General features: G+C 71.5%; 21 protein-coding genes. 10 read left to right on the top strand and 11 right to left on the bottom strand.

Annotated features, from left to right (window positions below):
* The first annotated feature begins 142 nt into the window (after positions 1 to 142).
* Complete coding sequence (locus OG852_RS27150; protein WP_330349213.1) at positions 143 to 811, top strand: GAP family protein; 669 nt, start codon at positions 143 to 145, stop codon at positions 809 to 811.
* A gap of 22 nt (positions 812 to 833) precedes the next feature.
* Here OG852_RS27150 and OG852_RS27145 read toward each other — a convergent pair whose 3' ends face one another.
* Together OG852_RS27145 and OG852_RS27140 are read right to left on the bottom strand one after the other, a co-directional pair.
* A complete protein-coding gene (locus OG852_RS27145) occupies positions 834 to 1,769 on the bottom strand; it encodes a cyclase family protein (protein WP_133912141.1) in 936 nt (311 codons plus the stop codon).
* Positions 1,770 to 1,812: 43 nt separating this feature from the next.
* Complete coding sequence (locus OG852_RS27140; protein ID WP_330349212.1) at positions 1,813 to 3,204, bottom strand: hypothetical protein; 1,392 nt, start codon at positions 3,202 to 3,204, stop codon at positions 1,813 to 1,815.
* Positions 3,205 to 3,395: 191 nt separating this feature from the next.
* Here OG852_RS27140 and OG852_RS27135 point away from each other — a divergent pair, with 191 nt between their 5' ends.
* Complete coding sequence (locus OG852_RS27135) at positions 3,396 to 3,818, top strand: DUF6325 family protein (protein WP_133912395.1); 423 nt, start codon at positions 3,396 to 3,398, stop codon at positions 3,816 to 3,818.
* A 5-nt stretch (positions 3,819 to 3,823) separates the two neighbouring features.
* Here OG852_RS27135 and OG852_RS27130 read toward each other — a convergent pair whose 3' ends face one another.
* Positions 3,824 to 4,195: a hypothetical protein gene (locus tag OG852_RS27130; RefSeq protein ID WP_330349211.1), complete on the bottom strand. Its 372-nt coding sequence runs from the start codon at positions 4,193 to 4,195 to the stop codon at positions 3,824 to 3,826.
* 143 nt (positions 4,196 to 4,338) lie between these two features.
* Between OG852_RS27130 and OG852_RS27125 the strand changes: the two genes are divergently transcribed.
* Positions 4,339 to 6,084: a cation:proton antiporter gene (locus OG852_RS27125; protein WP_330349210.1), complete on the top strand. Its 1,746-nt coding sequence runs from the start codon at positions 4,339 to 4,341 to the stop codon at positions 6,082 to 6,084.
* Positions 6,085 to 6,247: 163 nt separating this feature from the next.
* On the opposite strand, the gene OG852_RS27120 is transcribed toward OG852_RS27125, so the two are convergent.
* The 4 genes from OG852_RS27120 to OG852_RS27105 form a co-directional block, all read right to left on the bottom strand.
* Entirely contained in the window at positions 6,248 to 7,303 is a 1,056-nt protein-coding gene (locus OG852_RS27120; RefSeq protein ID WP_133912138.1) for a cytochrome d ubiquinol oxidase subunit II, read from the bottom strand.
* Positions 7,300 to 8,721, bottom strand: coding sequence for a cytochrome ubiquinol oxidase subunit I (locus OG852_RS27115; RefSeq protein ID WP_330349209.1), 1,422 nt, complete (start codon positions 8,719 to 8,721; stop codon positions 7,300 to 7,302). The genes OG852_RS27120 and OG852_RS27115 overlap by 4 nt, the downstream gene beginning before the upstream one ends.
* Positions 8,722 to 8,791: 70 nt before the next feature.
* Positions 8,792 to 9,637: an SDR family oxidoreductase gene (locus OG852_RS27110; RefSeq protein WP_133912136.1), complete on the bottom strand. Its 846-nt coding sequence runs from the start codon at positions 9,635 to 9,637 to the stop codon at positions 8,792 to 8,794.
* A 160-nt stretch (positions 9,638 to 9,797) separates the two neighbouring features.
* The gene (locus OG852_RS27105; protein ID WP_133912135.1) at positions 9,798 to 10,226 is read right to left on the bottom strand and encodes a DUF7144 family membrane protein; all 429 of its coding nucleotides are present in this window, start codon (positions 10,224 to 10,226) and stop codon (positions 9,798 to 9,800) included.
* Between the two features lie 120 nt (positions 10,227 to 10,346).
* On the opposite strand from OG852_RS27105, the gene OG852_RS27100 reads away from it, so the two are divergent.
* The 3 genes from OG852_RS27100 (at position 10,347) to OG852_RS27090 (ending at position 12,358) form a co-directional block, all read left to right on the top strand.
* Positions 10,347 to 10,652: an SHOCT domain-containing protein gene (locus tag OG852_RS27100; RefSeq protein ID WP_133912134.1), complete on the top strand. Its 306-nt coding sequence runs from the start codon at positions 10,347 to 10,349 to the stop codon at positions 10,650 to 10,652.
* A gap of 244 nt (positions 10,653 to 10,896) precedes the next feature.
* Positions 10,897 to 11,400: a glutathione peroxidase gene (locus OG852_RS27095; protein WP_133912132.1), complete on the top strand. Its 504-nt coding sequence runs from the start codon at positions 10,897 to 10,899 to the stop codon at positions 11,398 to 11,400.
* Positions 11,401 to 11,473: 73 nt separating this feature from the next.
* Positions 11,474 to 12,358 carry a MerR family transcriptional regulator gene (locus OG852_RS27090; RefSeq protein ID WP_443064567.1) on the top strand — a complete coding sequence of 295 codons (885 nt, stop codon included), beginning with the start codon at positions 11,474 to 11,476 and terminating at the stop codon, positions 12,356 to 12,358.
* A 114-nt stretch (positions 12,359 to 12,472) separates the two neighbouring features.
* Here the strand turns inward: OG852_RS27090 and OG852_RS27085 are convergent, their stop codons facing one another.
* The 3 genes from OG852_RS27085 to OG852_RS27075 form a co-directional block, all read right to left on the bottom strand.
* Positions 12,473 to 12,664, bottom strand: a complete 192-nt coding sequence (locus tag OG852_RS27085) for a DUF397 domain-containing protein (RefSeq protein ID WP_133912130.1) — start codon at positions 12,662 to 12,664, stop codon at positions 12,473 to 12,475.
* A gap of 202 nt (positions 12,665 to 12,866) precedes the next feature.
* Positions 12,867 to 13,724, bottom strand: coding sequence for a helix-turn-helix domain-containing protein (locus OG852_RS27080; protein ID WP_133912129.1), 858 nt, complete (start codon positions 13,722 to 13,724; stop codon positions 12,867 to 12,869).
* Positions 13,725 to 14,023: 299 nt separating this feature from the next.
* Entirely contained in the window at positions 14,024 to 14,782 is a 759-nt protein-coding gene (locus OG852_RS27075) for a GOLPH3/VPS74 family protein (RefSeq protein WP_133912128.1), read from the bottom strand.
* Between the two features lie 216 nt (positions 14,783 to 14,998).
* On the opposite strand from OG852_RS27075, the gene OG852_RS27070 reads away from it, so the two are divergent.
* Both OG852_RS27070 and OG852_RS27065 read left to right on the top strand, forming a co-directional pair.
* Positions 14,999 to 17,584: a D-alanyl-D-alanine carboxypeptidase gene (locus OG852_RS27070; RefSeq protein WP_330349207.1), complete on the top strand. Its 2,586-nt coding sequence runs from the start codon at positions 14,999 to 15,001 to the stop codon at positions 17,582 to 17,584.
* 170 nt (positions 17,585 to 17,754) lie between these two features.
* Positions 17,755 to 19,698, top strand: coding sequence for an MFS transporter (locus tag OG852_RS27065; RefSeq protein WP_330349206.1), 1,944 nt, complete (start codon positions 17,755 to 17,757; stop codon positions 19,696 to 19,698).
* A 93-nt stretch (positions 19,699 to 19,791) separates the two neighbouring features.
* On the opposite strand, the gene OG852_RS27060 is transcribed toward OG852_RS27065, so the two are convergent.
* Positions 19,792 to 20,631: a hypothetical protein gene (locus OG852_RS27060; RefSeq protein WP_330349205.1), complete on the bottom strand. Its 840-nt coding sequence runs from the start codon at positions 20,629 to 20,631 to the stop codon at positions 19,792 to 19,794.
* 77 nt (positions 20,632 to 20,708) lie between these two features.
* On the opposite strand from OG852_RS27060, the gene OG852_RS27055 reads away from it, so the two are divergent.
* Together OG852_RS27055 and OG852_RS27050 are read left to right on the top strand one after the other, a co-directional pair.
* Positions 20,709 to 21,494, top strand: coding sequence for an SDR family oxidoreductase (locus OG852_RS27055; RefSeq protein WP_133912124.1), 786 nt, complete (start codon positions 20,709 to 20,711; stop codon positions 21,492 to 21,494).
* 140 nt (positions 21,495 to 21,634) lie between these two features.
* Entirely contained in the window at positions 21,635 to 23,200 is a 1,566-nt protein-coding gene (locus OG852_RS27050; protein WP_133912123.1) for a sodium:solute symporter family protein, read from the top strand.
* Positions 23,201 to 23,206: the final 6 nt, after the last annotated feature.

The raw sequence follows: 23,206 nt of genomic DNA, 5'->3' as shown, positions 1-23,206 counted from the left end.
GACGGGGCGGGTGGGGTGGGGCACGGCAGGTGGCGGTTGCGGCCGGGTGGCAGGGGCGGGGATGCGGGGGGTCGGTGGGGCGGTGACCATGGGGCCATGGGTGTGCGGGGTTCCGGGGTGGTGCGGGTGTGCGGGGGGTGTGATGGTGCTTGATCTGGTGGTCATCGGGGTGGCGATCGCCGTGTTCCCGCTGTCGGTGACCGCGTTCGTGCTGGTGCTGTCGGCACGGGGCGGCACCTGGAAGGGGCTCGCGTTCATCGTCTCCTGGCTCGGGTGCTTCGTCGTCGTCCTGGCCGCCGTACTGCTCACCACCGGCGGAGACCCCCCGGCCCCCAGGTCCCCGCCCTCCACCGCCGCCTCCGCCGTCAAGCTGGCCGTCGGCGTGGGTCTGATCGGATACGGCCTGCACCGGCGTCGGCCGCGACAGCGGCGGGACGGGCGGGCCTCCCACCGGCACGAGTCCTCCGGCGGGATGACGGGCCGGCTCGACCGCATCTCCGTGTGGTCCGCCGCCGGACTGGCGCCGCTGCTGCAGCCATGGGGGCTCGTGGCGGCCGGGGCGGCGACGGTGGTGGGCGCCGATCTGTCGGACACCTCCTCCTCCCTGGCCCTGATCGCGTACTGCGTCCTCGCCACGAGCAGCCTGCTGGCGATGGAGATCTACACCCTGCTCGCCCCCGACTCGGCCCGACTGCGCCTGAGGAGGCTGCACACGTGGTTCCGCACGCACCAGGAGCAGGCGCTCGTCGCCGTGTCGCTGGTGGCGGGCCTGTTCCTGGTGGGCCGGAGCATCCATCAACTGACGTCCTGAGCCCGCACCCCGCAAGAGCAGCTCACAGCACGGCGATCGGATTGACCGGCGCCCCGGTCGCCCCCGGCAGCCGCACCGGCGCGACCACGCACAGGAACGACCAGCGCCCCTCCCGCGCGCAGACCGGCAGGACGTCCTCCAGCCGCAGATGGTCCAGCAGATGGAGCCCCATCGCGTGCACGGCGAGGACGTGGACCGGGAAGTCCACGCCGTGCACCGGGCTGGGTGCGGTGTCGTTGTCGCCGTCGCTGCCGAGCACCGCCACCCTCCGCTCGGCGAGGAACTCCAGCGCGGCCGGATGCAGCCCGGCCCGCTCCCGGGCGGCGTCCCAGGGCCCGAGTTCCTCGCGGCGCCGCCGGTGCCCCACCCGTACGAGCAGCAGGTCGCCGGGCCCGACCCGCACCCCCTGCCGGTCCTCGGCGGCCGCCAGGTCCGCCGCGGTGACGCAGGTCCCCGGTTCGAGCCAGGGCAGCCCGTGCAGCCCCGGTACGTCGAGCAGGACGGCGCGGCCCACGACACCGTCGCGGACCAGGTCGACGGAGAGGGTCCGCGCCCCCTCGGGAGTCAGGACGTCGGCGGCCGGGACACCGCCGTGCACGGTGTCGTCGTACAGGACGTGGCACAGGGCGTCGAGGTGGGTGTTGACGTCGCCGTGGACGTCCATCGCGAAGCGGTCCCGGGCGAACTCCAGTGCGCCGCCGGGCGCCGGGACGCCACCCGGTGGTGCGGTGAGCCGGTGCTCGGCGGGGCGTGGATCGTCGGCCGCGGCGACGGTGTTGACCGGGGCGGCCAGCGACACCGTACGGCCCGAACGCACCTCGCGTACGGCGGCCAGCACCCGGTCGGGGGTGAGGGTCTCCAGGGCGCCGCGCGGGGAGGCGGCGCCGGGGGCCGTGCTCAGCAGCCGCCGGTACAGCGACCGGAAGCCGGCCTCGCCGAGCTCGTGGGAGGTCCGCATGCTCCCACCATCCGGCAGGGCCCGGCCCCGCGCACCCAGAGCGTCAGACCGTCGCGGGCTCGTCCCGCGGCCCGCCGTCCCCGCCTTCCGCGGCATCCCGCGTGCCGCCGCTGTCGCCGGCGTCCAGGAACTCGCGGATGCCGAAGGCGGCCAGCACGATCACGGCCGTCCAGATCACGACCGCCATGGTCGGATAGCTCCAGGTGAACAGGACGATCGCGGCGACCGCCAGGATCGCCACCCCGATCCACGTCTTGAAGCGGTGCACGAACCGGCCCACCGGCCCGAGCCGCAGCCCCGCCCCGAGGGCCACGTCCCGGCCCGCGCCGATGCCCCTGCTGAAGAAGTGCCGGGTGAACACGGCGGGCCGCGAGGGTCCGACGAAGAACGCGCCGATGGCCGTGACCAGGGCCAGCGCCCCGACCGCCCGCACGCTGGAGCGCAGGAACCGCACCAGCGCGTCGTAGATCGCGCCCGCGGCACCCTCGTTGGTGCCCGTCGGCAGATGGTCGAGGTACACCGCGCGGAAGACGCTCAGGGCCACGCCCAGCAGCACCATGGCGAGGAAGAAGCCGATCGCGGCCCCGATCAGCGCCCGCCTCCGGTGGGCGGCGACGAACACACCCGCGGCGGCCACCAGCACCGCGATGATCGGCAGCCAGTTGCCGACGATCTCCAGGATCCGCATATATGTCTTGATCTTGCCGACGTCCTTGCCCTGGACCACCACGAAGTCCGTGTGGACGGCCGGGATCTTCGACGCCACGGTCAGTCCCGCGTCGACCAGCCGGTCCTTCACCTGGGCGACGACGGGCCCGACGTCGATGGCGACCTGATCGTCCTTCAGTTGCACGACACTGTCGGAGCTGCCGGTCAGCGCCTTGTCGACGGCGGAGTGGGCCCGGCGGTTGGCGTTCTTCCAGGCCGTCTCGAAGGCCGGGCTGGAGACCACCCGCATCACCGTGCTGCTGATCAGGTCCTTCAGACCGCTGGTGATGGGGCCGTCCAGGTCGTCGACGAGCCCCGCGATCCTCGGCGGCACACCCTGCTCCTTCGCCGCGTCGCTGAGCTGCTTGACCAGGCCGTCCACGTCGATCTGCCGGATGACGGCGTCGGTGACGCGGGTGGTCACCGCCTGCTGGACGTCCGGGTCGGAGGCGAGCGGCGCCACCGTGGCGACATAGCGGTCGGTGTCCCGCACGATGCTGTTGGCCCAGACGGCGACCACCGCGAGCAGGGCCAGCAGCGACGCCAGGATGATCAGCAGCGTCGAGCCGAGCGCCCGCAGCCGGTGCCTGGGCTCGTGCCGGGCGCTCTCCAGCTCCCGTACGCGGCGATGCAGTTCCTCCAGCTCACGCTCCTGCGCGCGATCGGGCTCGCGGTTCGGCTCACGATCCGGCTGCCGCTCCGGCGGCGGTGTGTCGCTGCCTGTCATGCCTCCGAGGAGATCCCGGTGGAGGCGGGCGGGCGAGCCGGGAGCGGCCGGAGGGGTGAGCCGGCTTTCCGGGATGCGGCCGGCCGGATGAACCGGGCAGCGGGTGCGACGGCCCGGGTCCGGTGCTGCAATGGCAGTCGGGGACCCCACGAGCACCAGAGGTGACCGCCGTGAGCGAGCAAATCGACGAGATGGGACCCATCGACTACCTGGTCGTGGAGTTCCCCGGCAACCGGATGACGGGCGAGGCCTTCCCGCTGCTGGTCGATCTGGTGGACCGCGGCATCGTCCGCATCCTGGACCTGATGTTCATCAGGAAGGACGAGGACGGCTCGGTGACCGCCCTGGAGATCGCCGATCTCACCGGCGACGGCGAACTGGACCTGACCGTCTTCGAGGGCGTCCACTCCGGTGTGCTGGGCCAGGACGACCTGGAGGAGGCGGCCGTGGCGGTGGAGCCCGGCAACTCCGCCGGGCTGCTGGTCTACGAGAACCTGTGGGCGGCGCCGTTCGCCGCGGCCCTGCGGCGCGGCGGCGGCCAGCTGGTCGCCTCCGGGCGGCTGAACGTCCAGGCGGTCCTCGCCTCCCTCGAAGCGGCCGAGGCCGCGTCCTGAGGGGCTCAGCCGCCCCCGCCGACCACCGAGTAGCTCAGCCACGGGGACTGACCGGGTGTGTACTCGACGGCCATCTGCGTACCGAGGTAGAACGCCTCACCGCCGATCCGGCCGCTCTGGTCGTTCCCCGCCGTCGTCAGCACGCAGTCCGTGTTGGCGTACAGCCGGATGTCGTCGTCGGTGTAGTTGCTGACGTGGTGGGCGCCGCCGGGCAGCGGGTGGCAGCCGTCGCGGGAGGGGCTCTGGATCTGCACCACCCGGTCGCCCGGGGTCGTGTACTCGATCGTGCCCACGGCGGAGTGCCCCGTACAGCCCGCGACGGCGAACACGAGAACGACGGCTGCGGCCCGCCGGCCGGCGCGGCTTCGACAGATCATGGCGACGGGTCCTCGTCTGTGCGGCAAGCCCTGCGGGAGGTCATCGGGCTCTCTTGGGCCCAGGCTGCCGCGACCTGCGGTCCGCGTCATCCGGGACGGGCCCAGTCGGCTGAATCCGCCGATCCCCCGAAGGGACACCGGCGGTGACGACCGACCAGATCCTCACCGGTCTCGCCCTGATCACCGTGCTGGCGGTGGGCTCGCAGGTGCTGGCGGGGGCGCTGCGGATCCCGGCTCTGATCGTGCTGCTGCCGGTCGGTTTCACCGCCGGGGCGCTCACGGACGAGGTCGACCCGGGGCGGCTGCTGGGCGGCGCCTTCTCCCCCATGGTGTCCCTGGCCGTCGCGGTGATCCTGTACGACGCCGGTCTGGGCCTGGATCTACGGCGGTTCGTGTCGCACACCCGCCGGGTGGTGCGCCGACTGCTGTGGTTCGGTGTGCCGGTCACCTGTGTGTCGGCCGCGCTGCTCGCCGCCCCGCTGCTCGGGATGTCCGGCGACGCGGCGATCATGCTGGGCGCGATCGTGGTCGTGTCCGGGCCCACGGTGGTCGGCCCGCTGCTGACGTTCGTACGCCCCACGGAACGCGTCCAGCGGATCCTCGTCTGGGAGGGGTCCCTGATCGACCCGGTGGGCGGGCTGCTGGGCGCGGTGGTCTTCCACGCGGTGACGGCCGGCGAGCAGCACGGCCTCGGCAGCCGGGTGGGGGCGTTCCTCCTCAGTGTGGCGGTCGGTGTGGCGGGGGGCGTGGTGGGCTCGGCGGTCCTGGTCCTGCTGCTGCGCCGGCTCCGGCCGGGCGAGGTGCTGGGGGCGACGGTGCAGCTCGCGGCGGTGGTCGGGGTCGCCGCCGCCTGTGACGTGGCCCGGGACGACACCGGCCTCATCGCGGCCGTCCTGATGGGCCTCGCCGTCGCGAATCTGCCCGGTGTCGGCGTCTCCACCCGCAGGCCGTTCTTCGAGACGCTCGTCCACCTGGTCATCGGTCTGCTCTTCGTCTCCATCTCCGCGACGGTCACCCCGCAGTCGCTGCGCCATGTGGTGCTGCCGGCGCTCGGGATCGTCGCCGTCCTCGTCCTGGTGACCCGGCCCGTGGTGGCGGTGGTCTCCGGTCTGCGGACGGATCTGACGCGCGGGGAGCGGGGGTTCGTGGGCTGGATGGCGCCCCGGGGCATCGTCGCCGCGTCCACCGCGTCGACGTTCTCGGCGGCGCTGGTGGACGACGGGATCGGCGGCGCGTCGAGGATCCTGCCCGCCACGTTCGTGGTGATCGTGGCGACGGTGACGCTGTACGGGCTGACGGCCGCGCCCGTGGCCCGGCGGCTGCGCGTGGTGCGGACGGCGCGCTCGCGGCCGCTGCTGGTGGGCGGTGCCCCCTGGGTGGTGGAGCTGGGGCTGGCGCTGCGGTCGGCGGGGCTGGAGGTCGTGCTGTGGGCGGGCCGGGAGGAGGAGCGGGAGAGGATCACCGCGGCCGGTCTCCGTCTGGCCCCGGGGGAGCTGCTCGCGGCGGCCACCGGGGCCGGCGCCGAGCTGGAAGGCCTCACCGGGGTGCTGCTGCTGACCGAGGAGGACGACTTCAACGCGCTGGCCGCCACGCGTCTGGCGGGCCAAATCGAGGGCCCGGTCCAGCGGCTGGGGCCGCCCGCGGACAGCGAGGGGGTCGTCGCCCCGTACTCCGGGGGCGAGGTGCTCTTCGGGGCGGACCTGACCGGCGCCGAACTGGCCCGCCGCTGTGCCGAGGGCGCCCGGGTAGGCGCCCACCCGGTGGCGGGCCCGCTCCCCCGGGGCGCCGAACTCCTCTTCCTGGTCCGCCCCGACGGCCGCCTCCTGCCCGTGACCCGCCGCACGGGCCCCACCCCCCGCAACGGCGACGTGGCGATCCTCCTCACCTGACGTCTCCACCCCACGACCACCCGGACCGCCCCGCACCCCGACGCTCACCGGCGGCCGCAGCGGGGCCGCAGCCGCCCGGCCCCGAATCTCCCCCGGGCCCCTCAACCACCCGGCCCCCGACCGCCCGGCTCACCGGTTGGGCGCCTCCCCGCGGCGGCTTCGGTCACGTCGTTCCCTCGGGGCCCTTTCCGGGGCCCGGTCGGCGGAGGTCGGTGTCGGTGAGGGGTTGCAGGGCGCCCTTGGTGTCGAGGCGGTAGAGGAGGACCAGGGGCGGGCCGACCAGGACCACCGCGATCAGCATGACGAGGGCGAGCCAGCGCAGGGTGGTCGGGACTCCGGCGGCCTGGGAGACGGTCAGCGAGGTCGGGATGAGGTACGGCCGCTGGGCGGTGCCCCAGGCGAAGACGACGAGGGCGACCGAGGCGGCCGCCGTGAGCCGGGCCCAGCCGGTGGCCGTCAGGAGCAGCAGTCCGGCGGTGGCGAGCGCGCACAGAGCGGCGAGGATCACCAGGACCAGCCCGGTCCCGCTCGTCAGGCCGTCGTACACGTACCGGGCGTCGTCGTGGGTGATGCCGAGGCCGACGCACGCGAGGACGGCGACCGCGGCCAGGCTCGCCCAGGCGCGCAGCCGGAAGTAGCCGACGAGCCGGGTCGCGCCGAAGCGGCGGGCGTCGGCGGTGAGGTTGACCGCGCCGAGGAACGCGGTCGCCGCGACGGTGAGCAGGCCCGCGATCACGGAGGTCTTGTTGGACCAGGCGTCGGCCGAGGCCGGGGTCCCCGGGGCGATACGGCCGGTGGCGAGACCGCCGACGACCGCGCCCAGGAAGAACGGCGTGAGCAGGGAGGAGACGGCGAACGCGGCGCCGTAGACCCGGCGTCCGGCGAGTCGCCGGGTCGGCTTGCGCAGGGCGAACCCGGCGCCCCGCAGGACGAGGCCCACCGCGGCGAGGGCGAGCGGGAGCCACATCGCCGTGAAGACCGTCTGGAACAGGACCGGGAAGCCCGTCCACAGGACGACCAGGATGAACACGAGCCAGACGTTGTTGGCCTCCCACACCGGCGCCATCGCGTGGTCGACCAGCCACCGGGGCCGTTTCCCGCGCTCGGCGCCCCCGGCCACGAGGTCCCAGAACCCGGCCCCGTAGTCCGTGCCCCCGGCGCAGGCGTAGGCGGCGACCAGGATCAGCAGCACCCAGGCGATGAGACTCTCGACGGTCATCCGCGGTCCCCGTCCCCGTGCCCGTCCCCGTGCCCGGAACCCGCCGTGCGCTCCCCGGCACCGGACAGGGCCCGCGGCCCGTAGGGGATCTCGCTCTCCGGCGCCTCCGGCCCCTCCGGCCCTTCCGGTACGACGTCCCCGGCCTGCCACCGGGCGCTCATCCTGCGGACGACGGCCAGGAACGCGGCGAAGGCACAGACGTAGACGACGACCACGATCCCGAACATCGTCCACAGCCCGTACGCGTGCGTACCGGTGACCGCCTCCGACACCCGCATGTGCTCGTACACGATCCAGGGCTGGCGGCCCACCTCCGTGGTGACCCAGCCGCACTCCACGCACACCAGGCACGCCGCACCGGCGGCGGCCGCGCAGCGGAAGAACCAGCGGGAGCGGGGCAGGTCGCGGCGGCGCAGCCAGACCCAGCCGTACCAGAGGGCGAGCAGGATCAGCAGGCTGCCGAGGGTCACCATGATGTCGAACGCCCAGTGCACGATCGTGGCCTGAGTGGTCGTCGGGCGGGTGTCGGCGGCGACGGCGGTGAGCCCCTGCACCCGGGTGGCGGGGCTGAAGCCGGCCAGGATCGAGTCGAGCTGGGGGATCTTGATGCCGCCGGAGACGGAGCCGTCGGAGCGCAGGATTCCGAACATGTACTCGGGCACATGGGTGCCGGTGGTCCAGACGATCTCCATCGCGGAGAACTTCACCGGCTGCTGGTGGAAGACGGCCCGGGCCAGCGAGTCGCCCAGCACGAACTGGATCGGCGTGAGGATCGCGGCGACCGTGAACGGCACGGTGAAGCCGAGCCGGTGGTAGTGGTCCCGGCGCCCGCGCAGCCATCCGACCGCGTACACGCCGGCCACGCAGTAGGAGGCGGTCAGATAGGCGGCGCCCAGGAAGTGCCAGTACTCGGGGCCGAAGATCGGGGTGAAGACGGCCCGTCGTACGTCGACTGTGGCGGGGTCGCCGGACGCGTCGAGGGTGAAGCCGCGCGGGGTGTTCATCCAGGAGTTCGCGGCGATGATCCCGAACGCGCCGAGCAGCGCGGACGCGCACAGCGGGACCCCGACCCAGAAGTGCGGCCAGGGGCGCAGGGTGCGCCAGCCGTAGAGGTAGAGGGCGATGAGGACGGCCTCCAGGAAGAAGGCCCAGCCCTCGATGCCGAAGGCGAGCCCGAAGACATCGCCCCAGCGGCCCATCATGCCGGGCCACAGCAGCCCGAACTCGAACGACAGCACGGTGCCGGTGACGATGCCGATGGCGAACTGCACGGCCATCACCGCCGACCAGCGGCGCGCGAGACGCAGCGCGGCCTCGTCGCCCCTGCGCAGCCCGCGGTGGTGCACCAGCAGGGTGAGGGCGGGCAGGGCGACCCCGAACGGCACCAGCAGGATGTGGGAGGCCAGGGTGAAGGCCATCAGCTCGCGGGCGGGCAGCAGCTGGGGCGGCTCGGCCGCGAGGACGCCGGCGGCGAGGGCGGCGTCGATGTCAGCCCCCGGTGGCGAAGCCGGGGAACAGCGTCATGCCGCCGTCGACGTAGATCGTGGTGCCGACGACGTAGTCGAGCAGGTCGGAGGCGAGGACCGCGACGGTGTTGGCGATGTCGTCGGGCTCGCCGACCCGGCGGTAGGGGATGAGCCGCAGCAGGTCGGCCTCCGCTTCCGGGGTGTCCCAGGCGCTGCGGTTGATGGGGGTGCGGATCGCGCCGGGGGCGACGGCGTTGACCCGGATCCGGTGCGGGGCGAGCTCCTGGGAGAGCGTCGCCATCAGCATCAGCACCCCGCCCTTGGACGAGGCGTAGTTCGCGTGCCCGGACCACGGGATGAGCTGGTGCACCGAGCTCATGCAGATGATCTTCCCGGCGGACCGGGAGACCTCCGGGACGACACCCCGCCGCAGGAACTCCTTGGTGGCCTCGCGGGCGCACAGGAACTGTCCGGTGAGGTTGACGTCCAGCACCTTGTGCCACTGGGCCATGGTCATGTCGGTGATGGGCGCGTCCCGTTGCAGGCCCGCGTTGGCCACCATGATGTCGATGGTCCCGAACTCCCTGACCATCCGGGCGACCATCTCGACGACCTGGTCCTCCTGGGACACGTCGGCCTCGTGCGCGTAGGCGCGGACCCCGAAGCCCTCGATCTCGCGGACCACTTCCTCGGCGGCGTCCGGGCCGGAGACGTAGTTCACGACGACATCGGCGCCCACCCGGCCGAGCGCGACGGCGGTCGCCCGGCCGATACCGGAATTCGCGCCCGTGACGAGTGCTTTCTGTCCCCTGAGGAGAGGAAAGGCGATCGGTTGAATGCGCGGGCCGCTGCTGGTGCTGGTCTCCACTGATGTCTCCCTACGGGTGCGCCCCCGTCACCGGGGAAATCCACACCCCACGAAAACACCGGAAGGAGAAGTCGGCCCGACGGAACGGGCCCCGGCGGCACGTGCGGGTGACCTCCGGGGCCGAACGGCGCAATTCCGCGCGAGGTCCGGGAACGGCGGCTCAGGTCGCCCGGGTGTCCCTGCTGGGCCCGACACACAGCGCCCACAGCACGAAACCGTCGATGACGATCAGCATGACCGCCCAGAACGGGTACCAGGGCAGCCACGCGAAATTGGCGATCATGGACAGGCCCACCAGCACGATACCGACGACACGGGCCCACAGGGCGCCGCTGAACAGGGCGATGCCCGCCAGCGTGACCACGATGCCGAGAACGAGGTGCATCCAGCCCCAGCCGGTGAGGCTCCACTGGAACGTGTAGTTCCGCGTGGTGATGAACACGTCGTCCTCGGCTATGGCGGCTATTCCCTCGAATATCGCCATGACGCCGCCGAACACCATCATGATCGCGGCGAAGAGCGTCCAGCCGGACACGGCCATTCCCCCGCGCGCCGTGGTGTCCGTCATTCCTCTGCCGTGTGTGGCCATTTCGAGCTCCTTCGAGTCGGCGATCACACAGATCCAGGCTGCCACGAAATACGGCACCCGGCAGATCAGGGGGAAGCGTGCTCCAATGGAGGGACCGTTCCGGACGAAAAGGGGATCGCCATGCCTGGTCTTCTTCGCGGAGTCGCCCGCACCGCGGTGGTGGCGGGAACGGCGACCGCGGTTTCCAACCGAGTCTCCCGTCGCCAGCAGGGCCGCTGGGCCGCCCAGGCCGCGGAGCAACAGCCCTACCAGGAGCCCCAGGGCTACCAGCAGTCCTACCAGGCACCCCCGCCCCCGCCGCCCCCGTCCCAGGCGGACGAGATGACCAACAAGATCGACCAGCTCAAGCAGCTCGGCGACCTGAAGGCCCAGGGCATCCTCAGCGAGGCCGAGTTCGAGGAGCAGAAGCGCCGACTGCTCGCGTGAGGGCACGGCATACGATCGCCCGATGCCCCCCACCCCGGTCACCCTCCGGGCCACCGCGCACCCCGGCGCCCCCGAGCGCCTCGCAGCCGACGACCAGGTCGCCGAGGGCGAGGGACGGCCGGTGACGCGCGGTGGGCGGACGGGCAGCCCGAGGCGGGCCCGGGAAGGCAGGGCCGGCCCCGGACGGAAAGGGGGAGCGCCCCCGGTTGAGGGCGGGTGCACCCCGCGGGGCTAGCATCCGCCCATGACTACTGATGCCGTTTCCTCCCCCCTCGACGTCGAGATCGGTGCGCTCAAGGGTGGGTCCGCGCAGCTCTCGGAGTACTCGGGCCAGGTCGTCCTGATCGTGAACGTGGCCTCCAAGTGTGGTCTGACCCCGCAGTACAACGGGCTGGAGAAGCTCCAGGAGCGGTACGCCGCGCAGGGCTTCACCGTGCTCGGCGTGCCCTGCAACCAGTTCCTCGGGCAGGAGCCCGGCACCGCCGAGGAGATCGCGGAGTTCTGCTCGGCGACGTACGGCGTGACGTTCCCGCTGACCGAGAAGGTCGAGGTGAACGGCGAGGGCCGGCACCCGCTGTACGAGCGTCTGGTGGGCTTCGCGGACGCGGAGGGCCACACGGGTGACATCCGCTGGAACTTCGAGAAGTTCCTCGTCGGCCGGGACGGGTCCGTGGTGGCCCGCTTCTCGCCGCAGACCGAGCCGGAGTCCGACGAGGTCGTCACCGCGATCGAGGCGCGGCTGGCCTGACGGCCCGGATCGCTTGACCTTGTCCCTGGGGCAAGGCGGAGTCTCCTCGTCGCCGGGTGGAACAGACCGCCCGGTGACGGAGGATGACCAGGTGAACGTACGCGACGACGACGAACTGCTGACCATCGGCGCGTTCGCCGCGCGGGCCCGCCTCACGGCCAAGGCGCTGCGTCTCTACGACCGCCTCGGCCTGTTGGCCCCGGCCCGGGTCGACGAGGTCAGCGGCTACCGCTACTACCGCGCCGGCCAGGTGGACCGGGCCCGGCTGGTGGCGATGCTGCGGCAGCTCGACATGCCGCTGGCCCGGATCGCGGAGGTGGTCGAGACCGGTGGCGCCGAGGGCGCCGACCGGCTCGCCGCCTACTGGGCGGAGGCCGAGGCCCGGTTCGCCGCCCGGCGCACGCTCGCCGAGTACCTCCGTGGACGACTGTCGGGGAGGAACTCCGAGATGTACGAGAAGTTCGAGGTCGCGATCGTCGACCTGCCCGAGCAGGTGATCATCACCGAGACGCGGCATGTGCTGGCGGACGAGCTGCCCGCCTGGATCCCCGCCGCCCTCGGCCGGCTGGAGGCGGCGGCGGACGCGTGCGGGGGTACCACCGGCGCGCCGTTCGTGGCGTATCACGCCGAGGTGTCCATGGAGAGCGACGGACCGGCGGAGTCCTGTGTGCCGGTCGCCGACGAGGCGGCGGCCCGGGCCTGGGCGGCCGCCCAGGGGCGTTCCCGGGGGACCGAGGTCCGGGTGGAGCCGGCCCGGCGGTTGGCGTACACCCGGATCAGCAAGGCGCAGGTCGCCCACCCGCAGATCATCGCCGCGTTCGAGGCGGTGGAGGCGTGGATGAGGCGGGAGGGCTGGGAGTACGACGGCCCGTGCCGTGAGATCTACTTCGCCGACTGGGACGCGGCCGGGCCCGGGGACCCGGTGTGCGACGTGGCGTTCCCCGTCAGGCGCGGTTAGGACCGAACAGGCCGAGCCCCCTCGGCAAGGACGGCGATCTTGTCGAGAGGGCTCTGTCGGTGGCTGTGCGATGGTCGAAGACGGACCGGGGCGTTGCTCAGAACGTTCCTCGCCCTACTCCTTCACCGACGCCACGAAGGCGTTCCACGCGCCGGCCGGGAAGGCCAGCTTGGGACCCTCGGGGATCTTGGTGTCCCCGAGCTCCAGCGTCTCGAGGATGGTCGACCTGACCATCACACAGGCGCCGTTGCCGTTGGTGTAGGAGGACGTCGTCCACGTTTCCGTGGCGCCCAGACGAATTGCCATTGATTGCTCCGTTAGCCAGTTGGCGAGTCACGGTTTTGCGCCAACGTCGGTGATCGTTGGCGTGATCGACGCTACTCGCCAACCCCGCTAATCGGAGGAGTCATTCACTCGGTCGAATGGCATATTCCGGGTGAGTCTTCCAGTCGAGCGTGTCAGTGGTGTACCCTCCCCCGCCGCACGCTCCGAACGCGTTCCACGGGGGTCATCGCGCGTAATCCTTCGCCAGGTCGTCGATGACCCGGCGCGAGTGCTCCACGTTCAGCGCCTGCGCCCGCAGGTGCTCGTACATCACCGAGTACTGCTGGACGTCGTACGCCTTCTCCAGGTACAGATCGCTCGTCACGCCCTCGATGTAGACCACGCTGGAGTCGGAGGCGTCGGCGAACTCCAGGATCGTGTACTGGCCGTTGAGGCCGGGATGGGCGCCGACCTCGAACGGCAGCACCTGCACGGTGACATGCGGAAGCCTCGACATCTCGGCGAGGTGCTCCAGTTGCTCACGCATCACCAGCCGGCTGCCGACCACCCGGCGCAGGGCCGCCTCGTCCAGCACCACCCACAGCCGCAGCGGGCCGTCCTCGTTGGTGATTCGTTCCTGCCGCCGCAGCCGCACCTGCACCCGCTTGTCGACCTCGGCCTCCGGCCGCTCGGGCAACGCGCCCCGGATGATGGCCTCGGCGTACGCCCGGGTCTGCAACAGGCCGGTGACGGTCTGGGGTTCGTACACCCGCAGCGACTCGGCGTCGGTCTCCAGGCCGATGTACACGCTGTAGGGAATGTCGCCGAAGGCATGCCACCAGCCCTGCTGCCGGGAGTCCTTCGCCATTTCCATCAGCGATTCGACCATGCGCTGGTCCTCGACCTCGTAGACTCCGCAGAGGTCGCGCACATCACGCTGGCTGATGCTGCGCCGGCCGTTCTCGAGACGGCTGATCTTCGACTGGGACACGAGCAGGCGCTCGGCGACCTGTTCGGCCGTCATGCCCTTCTCCTCACGGAGCCGGCGCAGTTCCTGGCCCAACCGGCGTCGCCTGACCGTGGGATTGACATTGGACGTCACGGGACGCGCACCTCCGGCTGCATGCCTGTCATGACACTTTGCGTATCTGCTGTTGAGCAGACTGCCACCAAGGTGCTTTGTACCGCTGGAAAACGGTGGATATGCGGCCGCTACACGCCAGTTCGGGGCACGGCCCGGACATGCGTCCGCGCGGGGCGGCGACGCCGTGTGTCACGAAGGACCTACGGCGTCACCACCCCGCGCGGGCCGCGGCGGCTCCCGAACGGGTCATACGGGTGATACGGGCCATACGGGTCGTGCGTGCCGGTGCTCCGGCGGGTGTGTCGCGGAACTGCGGCTCAGTGGGCCACGACACGCGCCATCGGGCCGCGGCGCGGTTGTGCCGGAACTCCACGGGCGGGTTCCGGTACGGGCCGTCCGCCCGGTCCGGTCTGCCGGCCGGCCGGGGCCGCCGGGCTGCGGCGCGGCTGGGCCGCCGCACCGTTCTGGACGTCCATCACGGCGTGCGCGACGAGACCGCCCATGGGGTCGTGCCTGATCAGGTCCCGCAGCCGGGAGCGGGACGAGCGTCCCTCGTTCCCCGGGTACAGGTGCTTGCCGAGGCCGACCGCGTGCGCCAGTGCGGCGAGCGCCGCGGTCCGCGGGTCCGGCGGTACGCCGGTGCGGATCGCGGAGTCCAGCCGGGCCCTGATCTCCCGGCTGATCTCGGTGTCCGTCGCCTGGTAGCGAGTGGTCGGCAGCACCCCGCACATCTGACCCGCCACGGCATGCACCATGCCGCACCGCTCCAGATGCGAGAGGTAGGTCTGGCGAAGCCCGAGACGCGGCCCGCCGATCCAGTGGACGGCCCGTACCGGAGCGCCACGCCTTCGCAGCAACTCCAACGCGCAGTCCAGTGTTGGATCTCCTGTCGGCCGTGGGGACACCACGGCGATACGATCCCCGTCCGGGGCTATCCGTCCGGCCAGCGCCAGCTCCACTAGCTGTGCTCCGGCCAGACCAAGGTCGAGCGACTGCGGCTGTGCGGTGGTACCCGTGGTCGGGTCCAACGCCAGCAGAAGAAGCTCTTCCGGAATCGTTCTGCGGCTCCTGCCCATCCATGCCTCCCCGCGTGGATGAATGACAGGGTGACCCCTCTCACATTGGTCTGTCGAGGGTGCGTGACCTGTTTGTAGTGGAACCAGTAGGTATGTCGTTCTCGTCTACCGCAGGAGCCAAGCCCTCTACACAGGACACTGGTACATGGTTCGGACAGCGCCCCGAGGCGGGTCCAGGGCGGGCGTTCACGGTTCGGCAGGCACAAGGAGGCATCGGTGGCGGGCGAGTCCCCCGACAGGTCGAAGCAGCGCGAGTCGTCGGCGGAACCGACGTCGGGGAGCGCGGGTACGGTTCCCGAGGCACGCGAGGCCCGCGAGGTTCGCGATCCGCGGGTCGCCGTGGCCCGGGAGAGCGGAGCCCCGGCTTCTGAGGCCGCCTCACGGGGCGGTGTGGACACGGCGACTCGGGTCTTCTCCGTACGCGAACTGGAGATCGAGGACCCTCAGGACGCTCGTCCGGAGGTCGAGGACGCGGTTCCCGAGGCCGACGGTGCCGAGGGCGTGGACGGCGCCGCGGAAAGCGCTGAGAGCCCTTCTGGGGGCTCCGGGTCCGCCGGGGCCGACTCCGACGCCTCCGAGAGCCACGAGGACGCCGAGGGCGCCTCGGAGGGCTCCGCGGGCGACGCCGACGAGAACGGCGGCGCGGGAGATGCGGAGGACTCCACTCCGGACACCTCCGCGTCAGAGGAGCTCGAGGACGCGGCCGGGGGTGAGGTCCGGGACGAGGTCCAGGACGAGGTCCAGGACGCCGAGATCCAGGACGAGATCCAGGACGAGGTCCGAGACGCAGCCGAGATCCAGGACGAGATCCAGGACGAGATCCGGGACGCGGCCGAGATCCGGGACGAGGTTCAGGACGAGGTTCAGGACGAGGACGGTGACGCCGGCTCCGAGGCCGAGGCTGAGTCCGACACCGAGCCCGAGGCCGAATCCGAGGTCGAGGTCGAGGACGAGCCTGACGTCGAGGACGAACCCGAGGTCGAGGACGAGCCCGAGAGCGAGGACGAGCCCGAGAGCGAGGACGAGCCCGAGAGCGAGGACGAGCCCGAGGTCGACGAGAGCGACGGCGAGGCGGACGCCGAGCCGGACGCCGTCGACGCTCCTTCCGCCAAGCCCGTCCCCAAGTGGGCCTCCGGTTCCGCCAAGGACGACGAGCGGGAGGAGACGGCGGAGGACGGCGACAAGGCCGACCACTCCCCCGTCGACCAGCCCACCGCCATCTTCAAGGCCCCGCGCCCCAAGCCCACGGTCGACCAGCCGACCACCATGCTCAAGCTGGGCGGGGCCCTCAAGCCGAAGCCGGACGAGACCGAGCGGGACGAGCCGAAGGCCGACGAGCCGAAGGCTTCCGGCAAGGCGGCCGAGAGGTCCGAGACGCCTCCCCCCGCCGAGCGGACCAGCAAGTTCGTCGCACTCAAGCCGCTCGACGAGCCGCGCCCGCCCAAGGCGTCCGGGGACATCACGGCCGTCACCGCGCTGGTGCCGCAGATCGGCCCCGAGCGGACGACCCAGCAGCCGCTGCCGCCGAAGCCGCCGCTGGACCTGCTGGCGGAGCTGACCAACACCCCGCCGCCCCCTCCGACCCCGATGCGCACGCTCGGCCGGCGGGTCAAGATCTGGACGCCGCTGGTCATCCTGCTGGCGATCGTGTTTGCAGTCGTGCAGGCCGTCCGCCCGCTCCCGGCGACCGCGCTGACGCTCACCGCGAAGGACGCGTACACCTTCGAGGGCGGCAAGCTCTCCCTGCCGTGGCCGGACGAGGGCCAGGGCTGGATGGACGTCGACGGCGTCGGCACGATGGACAGCTTCGGCAAGCAGACGCCCGTCGCCATCGGCTCGGTGGCCAAGACGATGACCGCGTACGTCGTCCTCAAGGACCACCCCCTCAAGACGGGCGCCGACGGTCCGAGCATCACCGTCGACGCCACCGCCGAGAAGGAGGGCGGCTACAACCAGAGCGGCGAGTCCACCCTCGACAGCGTCAAGGAGGGCGACAAGCTCACCCTCCAGCAGGCCCTCTCGGCAATCATGATCCCGTCCGCCAACAACATCGCCCGGCTGCTGGCCCGCTGGGACGGGGGCACGGAGGCCGCGTTCGTCAAGAAGATGAACGCCGCCGCCAAGGAGCTCGGGATGTCGAACACGACGTACACCGACCCCTCCGGGCTGAAGGAGACCACCGTCTCCACCGCCGAGGACCAGGTGAAGCTCGGCAACGCGGTCGTGAAGATCCCGGCGCTCGTGGCGATCACCAGCGCGGCGAGCTGGACGGACCCCTCCGGCACCAACTGGCCCAACTACAACGAGCTCCCCTTCAAGATGGGCGCGATCGGCATCAAGACCGGCTCCACCACCGCGGCCGGCGGCAACCTGCTCTTCGCCGCCCGCAAGGAGGTCGGCGGTGAGACGGTCACCGTCGTCGGCGCGATCCTCGGCCAGCACAAGCCGACCATCCTCAAGACGGTCAACGAGGTCAGCAAGACGGCCCTGTCCGCCGCGGAGGACGCGCTGACCTCGGCGAAGATCCTGAAGAAGGGCGATGTCGTCGGGTACGTGGACGACAAGCTCGGCGGCCACACCCCGGTCGTCGTCACCAAGGACGTCACGGCGGTCGGCTGGGCCGGTCTGACCGTGCGGCTGAGGTTCGCCGCCGACGAGGTCCCGCACACCGCGAAGGCCGGCACCCAGGTGGGCACGCTCACCGTCGGGGACGGCACCGGCGGCGCCGTGAAGGTGCCGGTCGCCCTGGAGAGCGATCTCGTCGAGCCGGGCCTCCCGGACAAGCTGACCCGTCTGAGCTGACCCGTCGGCCTCGTCCGTACCTCTCGCCACCCCGCCGGGCAGCCGCCCGGCGGGGTGCGTGCTAGCGTCGCGAAACGGGACAGGTCGCCGGCCGCAAGGACGCTGCCGTGAAGTGGACGCGAACAGGACGCGGCCGAGAACAGAAGACGGGACACGGGGAGTGCCTTCAGGTGGCCACTGCGGAGCCGACACGCGCCGACGACACCGGTCCGGGCCCGGACACCGGCCCGCGCATCCGGGTGCCCGCACCCCAGTCCGGTGAGCACGACCATGCCGCCCACGACCATGACCCCCACGACCATGACCCACCCGACGCCGTGACGGCACCGACGAAGGCCTCGGCGGAGGCCACCGCGCCGCAGGACCCGGCGAAGGCGTGGCCGCGCGCCGCGCTCGCCCGCCTCGGCGGCTTCCTGCGCCGGCACCTGGTGCTCTCCGTCACCGCGCTGTCCGGGATCGTGCACCTCATCTGGTTCTTCACGTTCGCGAACAGCGGCGGCGATCTCGCGGCGCAGGACGCCTGGGCGGAGTTCGTCGGCCGGCACCCCGACTCCGCGTACAACCTCGCCTGGTACGGCGGGATGCACCCGGTGTCGTACAGCGTCATCTCGCCGTATCTGATGTCCGTCCTCGGCGTCCGTACGACGATGATGATCGCCGGCACCCTGTCGGCCGGCCTGCTCACACTCGTCCTGCTGCGCTGCCGCCCGGTGAAGAACCCGGTCTGGCCGGCGCTCGCCGGGGTCTTCGCCCTCCTGTGCAACGCCGCGTCCGGGCGGGTCACCTTCGGCCTCGGCAACATGTTCGCGCTCGCCGCCGTGGCCGTCGTGTTCTGCTGGCCGTACCGCTGGCGCTACAAACGCTGGGCGAAGGCGCTGTGCGCGGCCCCGCTCGCCGCGCTCGCCACGATGGGCTCGCCGGTGGCGGGGCTGTTCGTGGGCATCGTCGCGGCCGCGCTGTTCCTTCAGAAGCGGCGGCCCGGCGCCTGGGCCCTCGGTCTCGCGCCGACCGCCGTCGTCGCCGTCTCCGCCTGGCTGTTCCCCTTCTCCGGCACCCAGCCGATGTCGATCGGCTCGGCGTCACTGCCGTTCATCTACGCGGCGATCGTGTTCTTCGTCGTCCCGCACGACTGGAAGACCGTACGGATCACGGCGGCGGTGTACGGCCTCGGGGTGCTCGGGGTGTGGTTGATCAGCTCGCAGATCGGGTCCAACATCACCCGGCTCGCGATGCTGTTCTCGGGGGTGGTGCTGGCGGCCGCGCTGCCGTTCGCGGTGCCGCGCAGCCGCAAGTGGTACGTCATCGTCGTGGCGTCGCTCGGGTTCGTCGGCTGGATCGGCTTCAAGTCGGTCGACGACGTCATCCGTACGACCCCGGCGGCCTCCTGGGCGCGTGAGCTGGCGCCGCTCGTGAACGAACTGCAGGGCGTCGGCGCCGAGAAGGGCCGCGTCGAGGTCGTCCCGGCCCGCTCCCACCGCGAGGCCTCCGCGCTCGCGCCGTACGTCAACCTGGCCCGGGGCTGGAACCGGCAGGCCGACATGGAGCGCAACCCCCTCTTCTACGACGACACGCTGAACTCCGCGAACTACCACGAGTGGCTCCAGCGGTGGGCCGTGCACTACGTCGTCGTCCCCAAGGAGGCGCTGGACGGGGACGGCGGGGAACGGGAGCGGGAGCTGATCCAGCGGGGGCTGCCCTATCTGGAGCAGATCTGGGGCGACGCCGACTGGCAGCTCTTCAAGGTCACCGACCCGGCGCCGCTCGCCGAGCCCCACGCGGTCGTGCAGCGGGCCGAGCAGGGCGAGATGACGATCGACGTGAAGAAGGCGGGCCGGGTCCTGATCCGGATCCCGTACTCGCCGTGGCTGAGCGTCGTCGACGCGGAGGGCAAGAGCCTGAAGGCTCCGCAGGAGACGGAGGCGTCCAAGCACCGGGCGGAGGGCGAGCCGAAGTCCTACACGAACGTGAACGGGTGCCTGTACGAGACGGAGGAGGACCCGCAGGGGGACAAGTGGACGGTGCTGCTGGCCCCGAAGGCCGGGGTGTACCGGCTTGCCGCGCCGTACCAGTTGCCGCGCGGCACTCCGTGTCCCGACGAGTTGAAGTCACCCTGAGCCGGGGTGGCCGTAGCAGGGGGGCTCCCGCCCCCCGGACCCCCGGCCTATGCCCACCCACCACCCGTCCGCGGTGGGGCCGGGGTGCCGTTGTCATCTCAGGTCCGCCACATAGCGGTCCGTTCCCGGAATCGTCGGCACGAACGGGGCCAGCAGCTCCAGCCGGCCCAGGCCCGACGCCGTGATCTCCGCCTCCAGGCCCGTGAAGCGGTCCTCCCAGCACTCCCTCGGGTCCCCTTCCAGGAACCACAGCAGGGTCAGCCGGGTGTCGACGCCCTCGACCTGTTTGACGTAGGTCATGCGGTCGCCGGGGAGGGGGGTGGGGCGGAAGACGGTGACCATGGCCGCCGGGGAGCCGGCGAGGTGTTCCGGGAGGTGGCGGGTGCGCAGCCACTCCAGGAGTTCGGTGCGCTGTCCGGGGCCGTCGGTGTCGACGACCTCCAGGACCAGGCCGGCGTAGGGGTGGTCGAGGGCGTGGTGGTCGCGGGGGCCGGCCGCGCCGTCGCGGTAGACGGTCGCCTCGTGGTCCTGGAACGCCGTGAAGACATGGGTGCGGTCCTGGTAGACCCGGGCGTCCCGGTTGAGGCGTTTGTTGATGGCGACCGTCCACTTCATGTGGTCGTCGTAGCGGCCGGCGGTGATCCAGTAGACGGAGAGGTAGCAGCCGGCGGTGACGGGCCGGGCGATCGCGGACTTCTCCGGGGAGCGCAGGAGTTGCAGGTCCCGGGTCGCCACCCATCTGCGTCCGGCGTACATCCAGGGCATGGCCATCGCGCCGGCGTAGTAGTGGTCGTCCTCGTACCAGCGGTTGTAGGCGTACTCGTGGCCCGGGTGCGGTTCGACCATGGTGATCAGGGCGTGGCCGGGGCGGACGCCGTAGGGGCCTACGGCGGCCAGCTCGGCGTACGTCTCGCTGCGGGTCTCCTCGCTCATGCGTCTTCCCCTTCCTCGGCGGCCGGACCATACTCTGACGCTCCGTCAGACAATGCGCCAGGGTCAGGGAGGTCCCGATGTCACTGCTCGCGGACAGGACGGTCGTCGTCTCGGGGGTCGGGGCGGGCCTGGGCCACCAGGTCGCCGCGGCGGTCGTACGGGACGGGGGGAACGCCGTGCTGGCCGCGCGGACCGAGGCGAACCTCGCCAAGAGCGCGGCGGAGATCGATCCGGACGGGACGCACACCGCGTGGCGGGCGACCGACATCACCGACGAGGGGCAGTGCGAGGCGCTGGCGGGGGTGGCGCTGGAGCGGTTCGGGGGAATCGACGCGGTGATCCAGGTCGCCGCCTGGGACTCCTACTTCGGCGGACTCGAGGACGCGGACTTCACGACCTGGCAGTCGGTCCTCGACGTGAACCTGCTGGGCTCGCTGCGGATCACCCGGGCCTGTCTGCCCGGCCTCAAGGCGCGGGGCGGATCGGTGGTCTTCATCGGCACGCAGTCCGCGGTCGCGGCCCCCTCCCAGGTGCGGCAGGCGGCGTACGCGGCCTCCAAGGGCGCGCTGACGAGCGCGATGTACTCGCTGGCGCGGGAGCTCGGCCCGCACCGCGTCCGGGTCAACACGGTCCTGCCCGGCTGGATGTGGGGTCCTCCGGTCCAGGCCTACGTCCACTTCACCGCGGCGACGGAGGGCGTACCGGAGGGCGAGGTCCTCGCGCGCCTCACCGACCGGATGGCCCTGCCGGAGCTGGCCACGGACGGGGACGTCGCGGACGCGGCGGTGTTCCTGGCCTCGGACCGGGCGCGGGCGATCACCGGGCAGTCGTTGCTGGTCAACGCTGGGGAGCTGATGCGGTGACACGATGACAGCCAGTTCATGTAGATGAACTCAGGCCATCATGCCGAATACCTTTACCTCCCTTTGACCTGACGGTTACTTGTCGTGTTCATGCGACAGCGCCCACGATGAGCGCCGGGCCGAACCCTGGGAGGACGCATATGAACGGTCTCGACTGGGCCGTGCTCATCGGCTATTTCGGCGTGATGATCGCCATCGGCGTCTGGTCGCACAAACGCGTCGACGACGTCAGCGACTTCTTCACCGCGGGCGGCAAGATGCCCTGGTGGCTGTCCGGGATCTCGCACCACATGTCGGGCTACAGCGCGGTGATGTTCACCGGGTACGCGGGCATCGCCTACACCTACGGCGTCACCTCCTTCGTCACCTGGTCCTTCCCCATCGCCCTCGGCATCGCGATCGGCTCCAAGCTGTTCGCGCCGCGCATCAACCGGCTGCGCTCACGCCTGCGGGTCGCTTCCCCGCTCGAGTACCTGAAGAACCGCTACGACCTGAAGACCCAGCAGGCGCTCGCCTGGTCCGGGATGCTGCTGAAGATCGTGGACGTGGGCGCCAAGTGGGCCGCCATCGCCACCCTGCTGTCCGTCTTCACCGGCATCACCCTCAACCAGGGCATCCTCATCACGGGCGCCATCACCGCCGTGTACTGCACGATCGGCGGCCTGTGGGCGGACGCGCTCACCGAACTCGGCCAGTTCGTCATCCAGTTGCTGGCCGGTGTCGCGATGTTCGTGGCGGTCGTCCTGAAGCTGAACGACAAGGGCATCGGGTTCTTCGGCGCCTGGGACGAGCCGGCCCTCCAGGGCCACGGGAAACCGCTCGTCGGCCCGTACGGCACGGTCTTCCTGCTCGCCTTCCTCTTCATCAAGCTCTTCGAGTACAACGGCGGCATGCTCAACCAGGCCCAGCGGTACATGGCCACCGCCAACGCCCGGGAGGCCGAGCGGTCGGCACGGCTCTCGGCGGTGCTGTGGCTGGTGTGGCCGGTCGTGCTGTTCTTCCCCATGTGGATGTCACCGCTGCTGGTCACCGCGCAGAAGCCGGACGGCTCCGACTCCTACGGCCTGATGACCGAACAGCTCCTGCCGCACGGTCTGCTGGGCCTGGTCGTCGTCGGTTTCTTCTCGCACACCATGGCGATGTGCTCCTCCGACGCCAACGCGATCGCCGCCGTGTTCACCCGGGACTGCGCGCCGGTGGTGTGGCGCCGGGCCCGCACCTGGAGCCAGGGGCAGGGGCTGCGGGTCGCCCGGATCACGACCGTGGTCTTCCTCGGCCTGTCCATGGCGGCGGCCACCCAGGTCAACTCCCCCACCTTCAAGGACATCATCACCGTCGTCATCAAGTGGGTGGCCGGGCTCATGGGCCCGATGGCGATCCCGATGATGCTGGGCCTGCTGCGGCCGTTCCGCCGTTCCGGCCCGACCGCGGCCCTGGCCAGCTGGTCCATGGGGCTGCTGGCCTTCTACCTGGTCAACTACCCGATCGACGAGCGCGTGGACGGCGGGGTCCCGCTCCAGTACCAGGTCTCGATCCCGCTGGCCGTCTCCCTCGTCCTCTACATCCTCGTCGGCTTCATCAAGCCGGAGGACACCCCGGAGCGGCTCGCCCTCATCGAGAAGATCAACACGGACGGCGACTCCTCGGGCGCGGCGGCGGCCGTCCCGGGCCCGCGGGACGCCGTACCGGCACCCGCCAAGGACTGACGAAAG

Origin of the sequence: Streptomyces sp. NBC_00582 (genome assembly GCF_036345155.1) — a bacterium.
In the GTDB taxonomy this organism is placed as follows: domain Bacteria; phylum Actinomycetota; class Actinomycetes; order Streptomycetales; family Streptomycetaceae; genus Streptomyces.
Note: the sequence above shows the minus strand (reverse complement) of the source record. Positions and strands in the feature narration are given on the sequence as shown.

What these genes read in the sequence shown, in the direction of transcription:
- OG852_RS27135 (WP_133912395.1), top strand. Translation starts at nt 3,396, where the DNA reads ATGGGACCCATCGACTACCTGGTCGTGGAGTTCCCCGGCAACCGGATG.
- OG852_RS27075 (WP_133912128.1), bottom strand. Translation starts at nt 14,782, where the DNA reads ATGGGCAGGAGCCGCAGAACGATTCCGGAAGAGCTTCTTCTGCTGGCG.
- OG852_RS27055 (WP_133912124.1), top strand. Translation starts at nt 20,709, where the DNA reads ATGTCACTGCTCGCGGACAGGACGGTCGTCGTCTCGGGGGTCGGGGCG.
- OG852_RS27120 (WP_133912138.1), bottom strand. Translation starts at nt 7,303, where the DNA reads ATGACCGTCGAGAGTCTCATCGCCTGGGTGCTGCTGATCCTGGTCGCC.
- OG852_RS27130 (WP_330349211.1), bottom strand. Translation starts at nt 4,195, where the DNA reads ATGATCTGTCGAAGCCGCGCCGGCCGGCGGGCCGCAGCCGTCGTTCTC.
- OG852_RS27140 (WP_330349212.1), bottom strand. Translation starts at nt 3,204, where the DNA reads ATGACAGGCAGCGACACACCGCCGCCGGAGCGGCAGCCGGATCGTGAG.
- OG852_RS27145 (WP_133912141.1), bottom strand. Translation starts at nt 1,769, where the DNA reads ATGCGGACCTCCCACGAGCTCGGCGAGGCCGGCTTCCGGTCGCTGTAC.
- OG852_RS27150 (WP_330349213.1), top strand. Translation starts at nt 143, where the DNA reads ATGGTGCTTGATCTGGTGGTCATCGGGGTGGCGATCGCCGTGTTCCCG.
- OG852_RS27100 (WP_133912134.1), top strand. Translation starts at nt 10,347, where the DNA reads ATGCCTGGTCTTCTTCGCGGAGTCGCCCGCACCGCGGTGGTGGCGGGA.
- OG852_RS27095 (WP_133912132.1), top strand. Translation starts at nt 10,897, where the DNA reads ATGACTACTGATGCCGTTTCCTCCCCCCTCGACGTCGAGATCGGTGCG.
- OG852_RS27105 (WP_133912135.1), bottom strand. Translation starts at nt 10,226, where the DNA reads ATGGCCACACACGGCAGAGGAATGACGGACACCACGGCGCGCGGGGGA.
- OG852_RS27050 (WP_133912123.1), top strand. Translation starts at nt 21,635, where the DNA reads ATGAACGGTCTCGACTGGGCCGTGCTCATCGGCTATTTCGGCGTGATG.
- OG852_RS27085 (WP_133912130.1), bottom strand. Translation starts at nt 12,664, where the DNA reads ATGGCAATTCGTCTGGGCGCCACGGAAACGTGGACGACGTCCTCCTAC.
- OG852_RS27060 (WP_330349205.1), bottom strand. Translation starts at nt 20,631, where the DNA reads ATGAGCGAGGAGACCCGCAGCGAGACGTACGCCGAGCTGGCCGCCGTA.
- OG852_RS27115 (WP_330349209.1), bottom strand. Translation starts at nt 8,721, where the DNA reads ATGGCCTTCACCCTGGCCTCCCACATCCTGCTGGTGCCGTTCGGGGTC.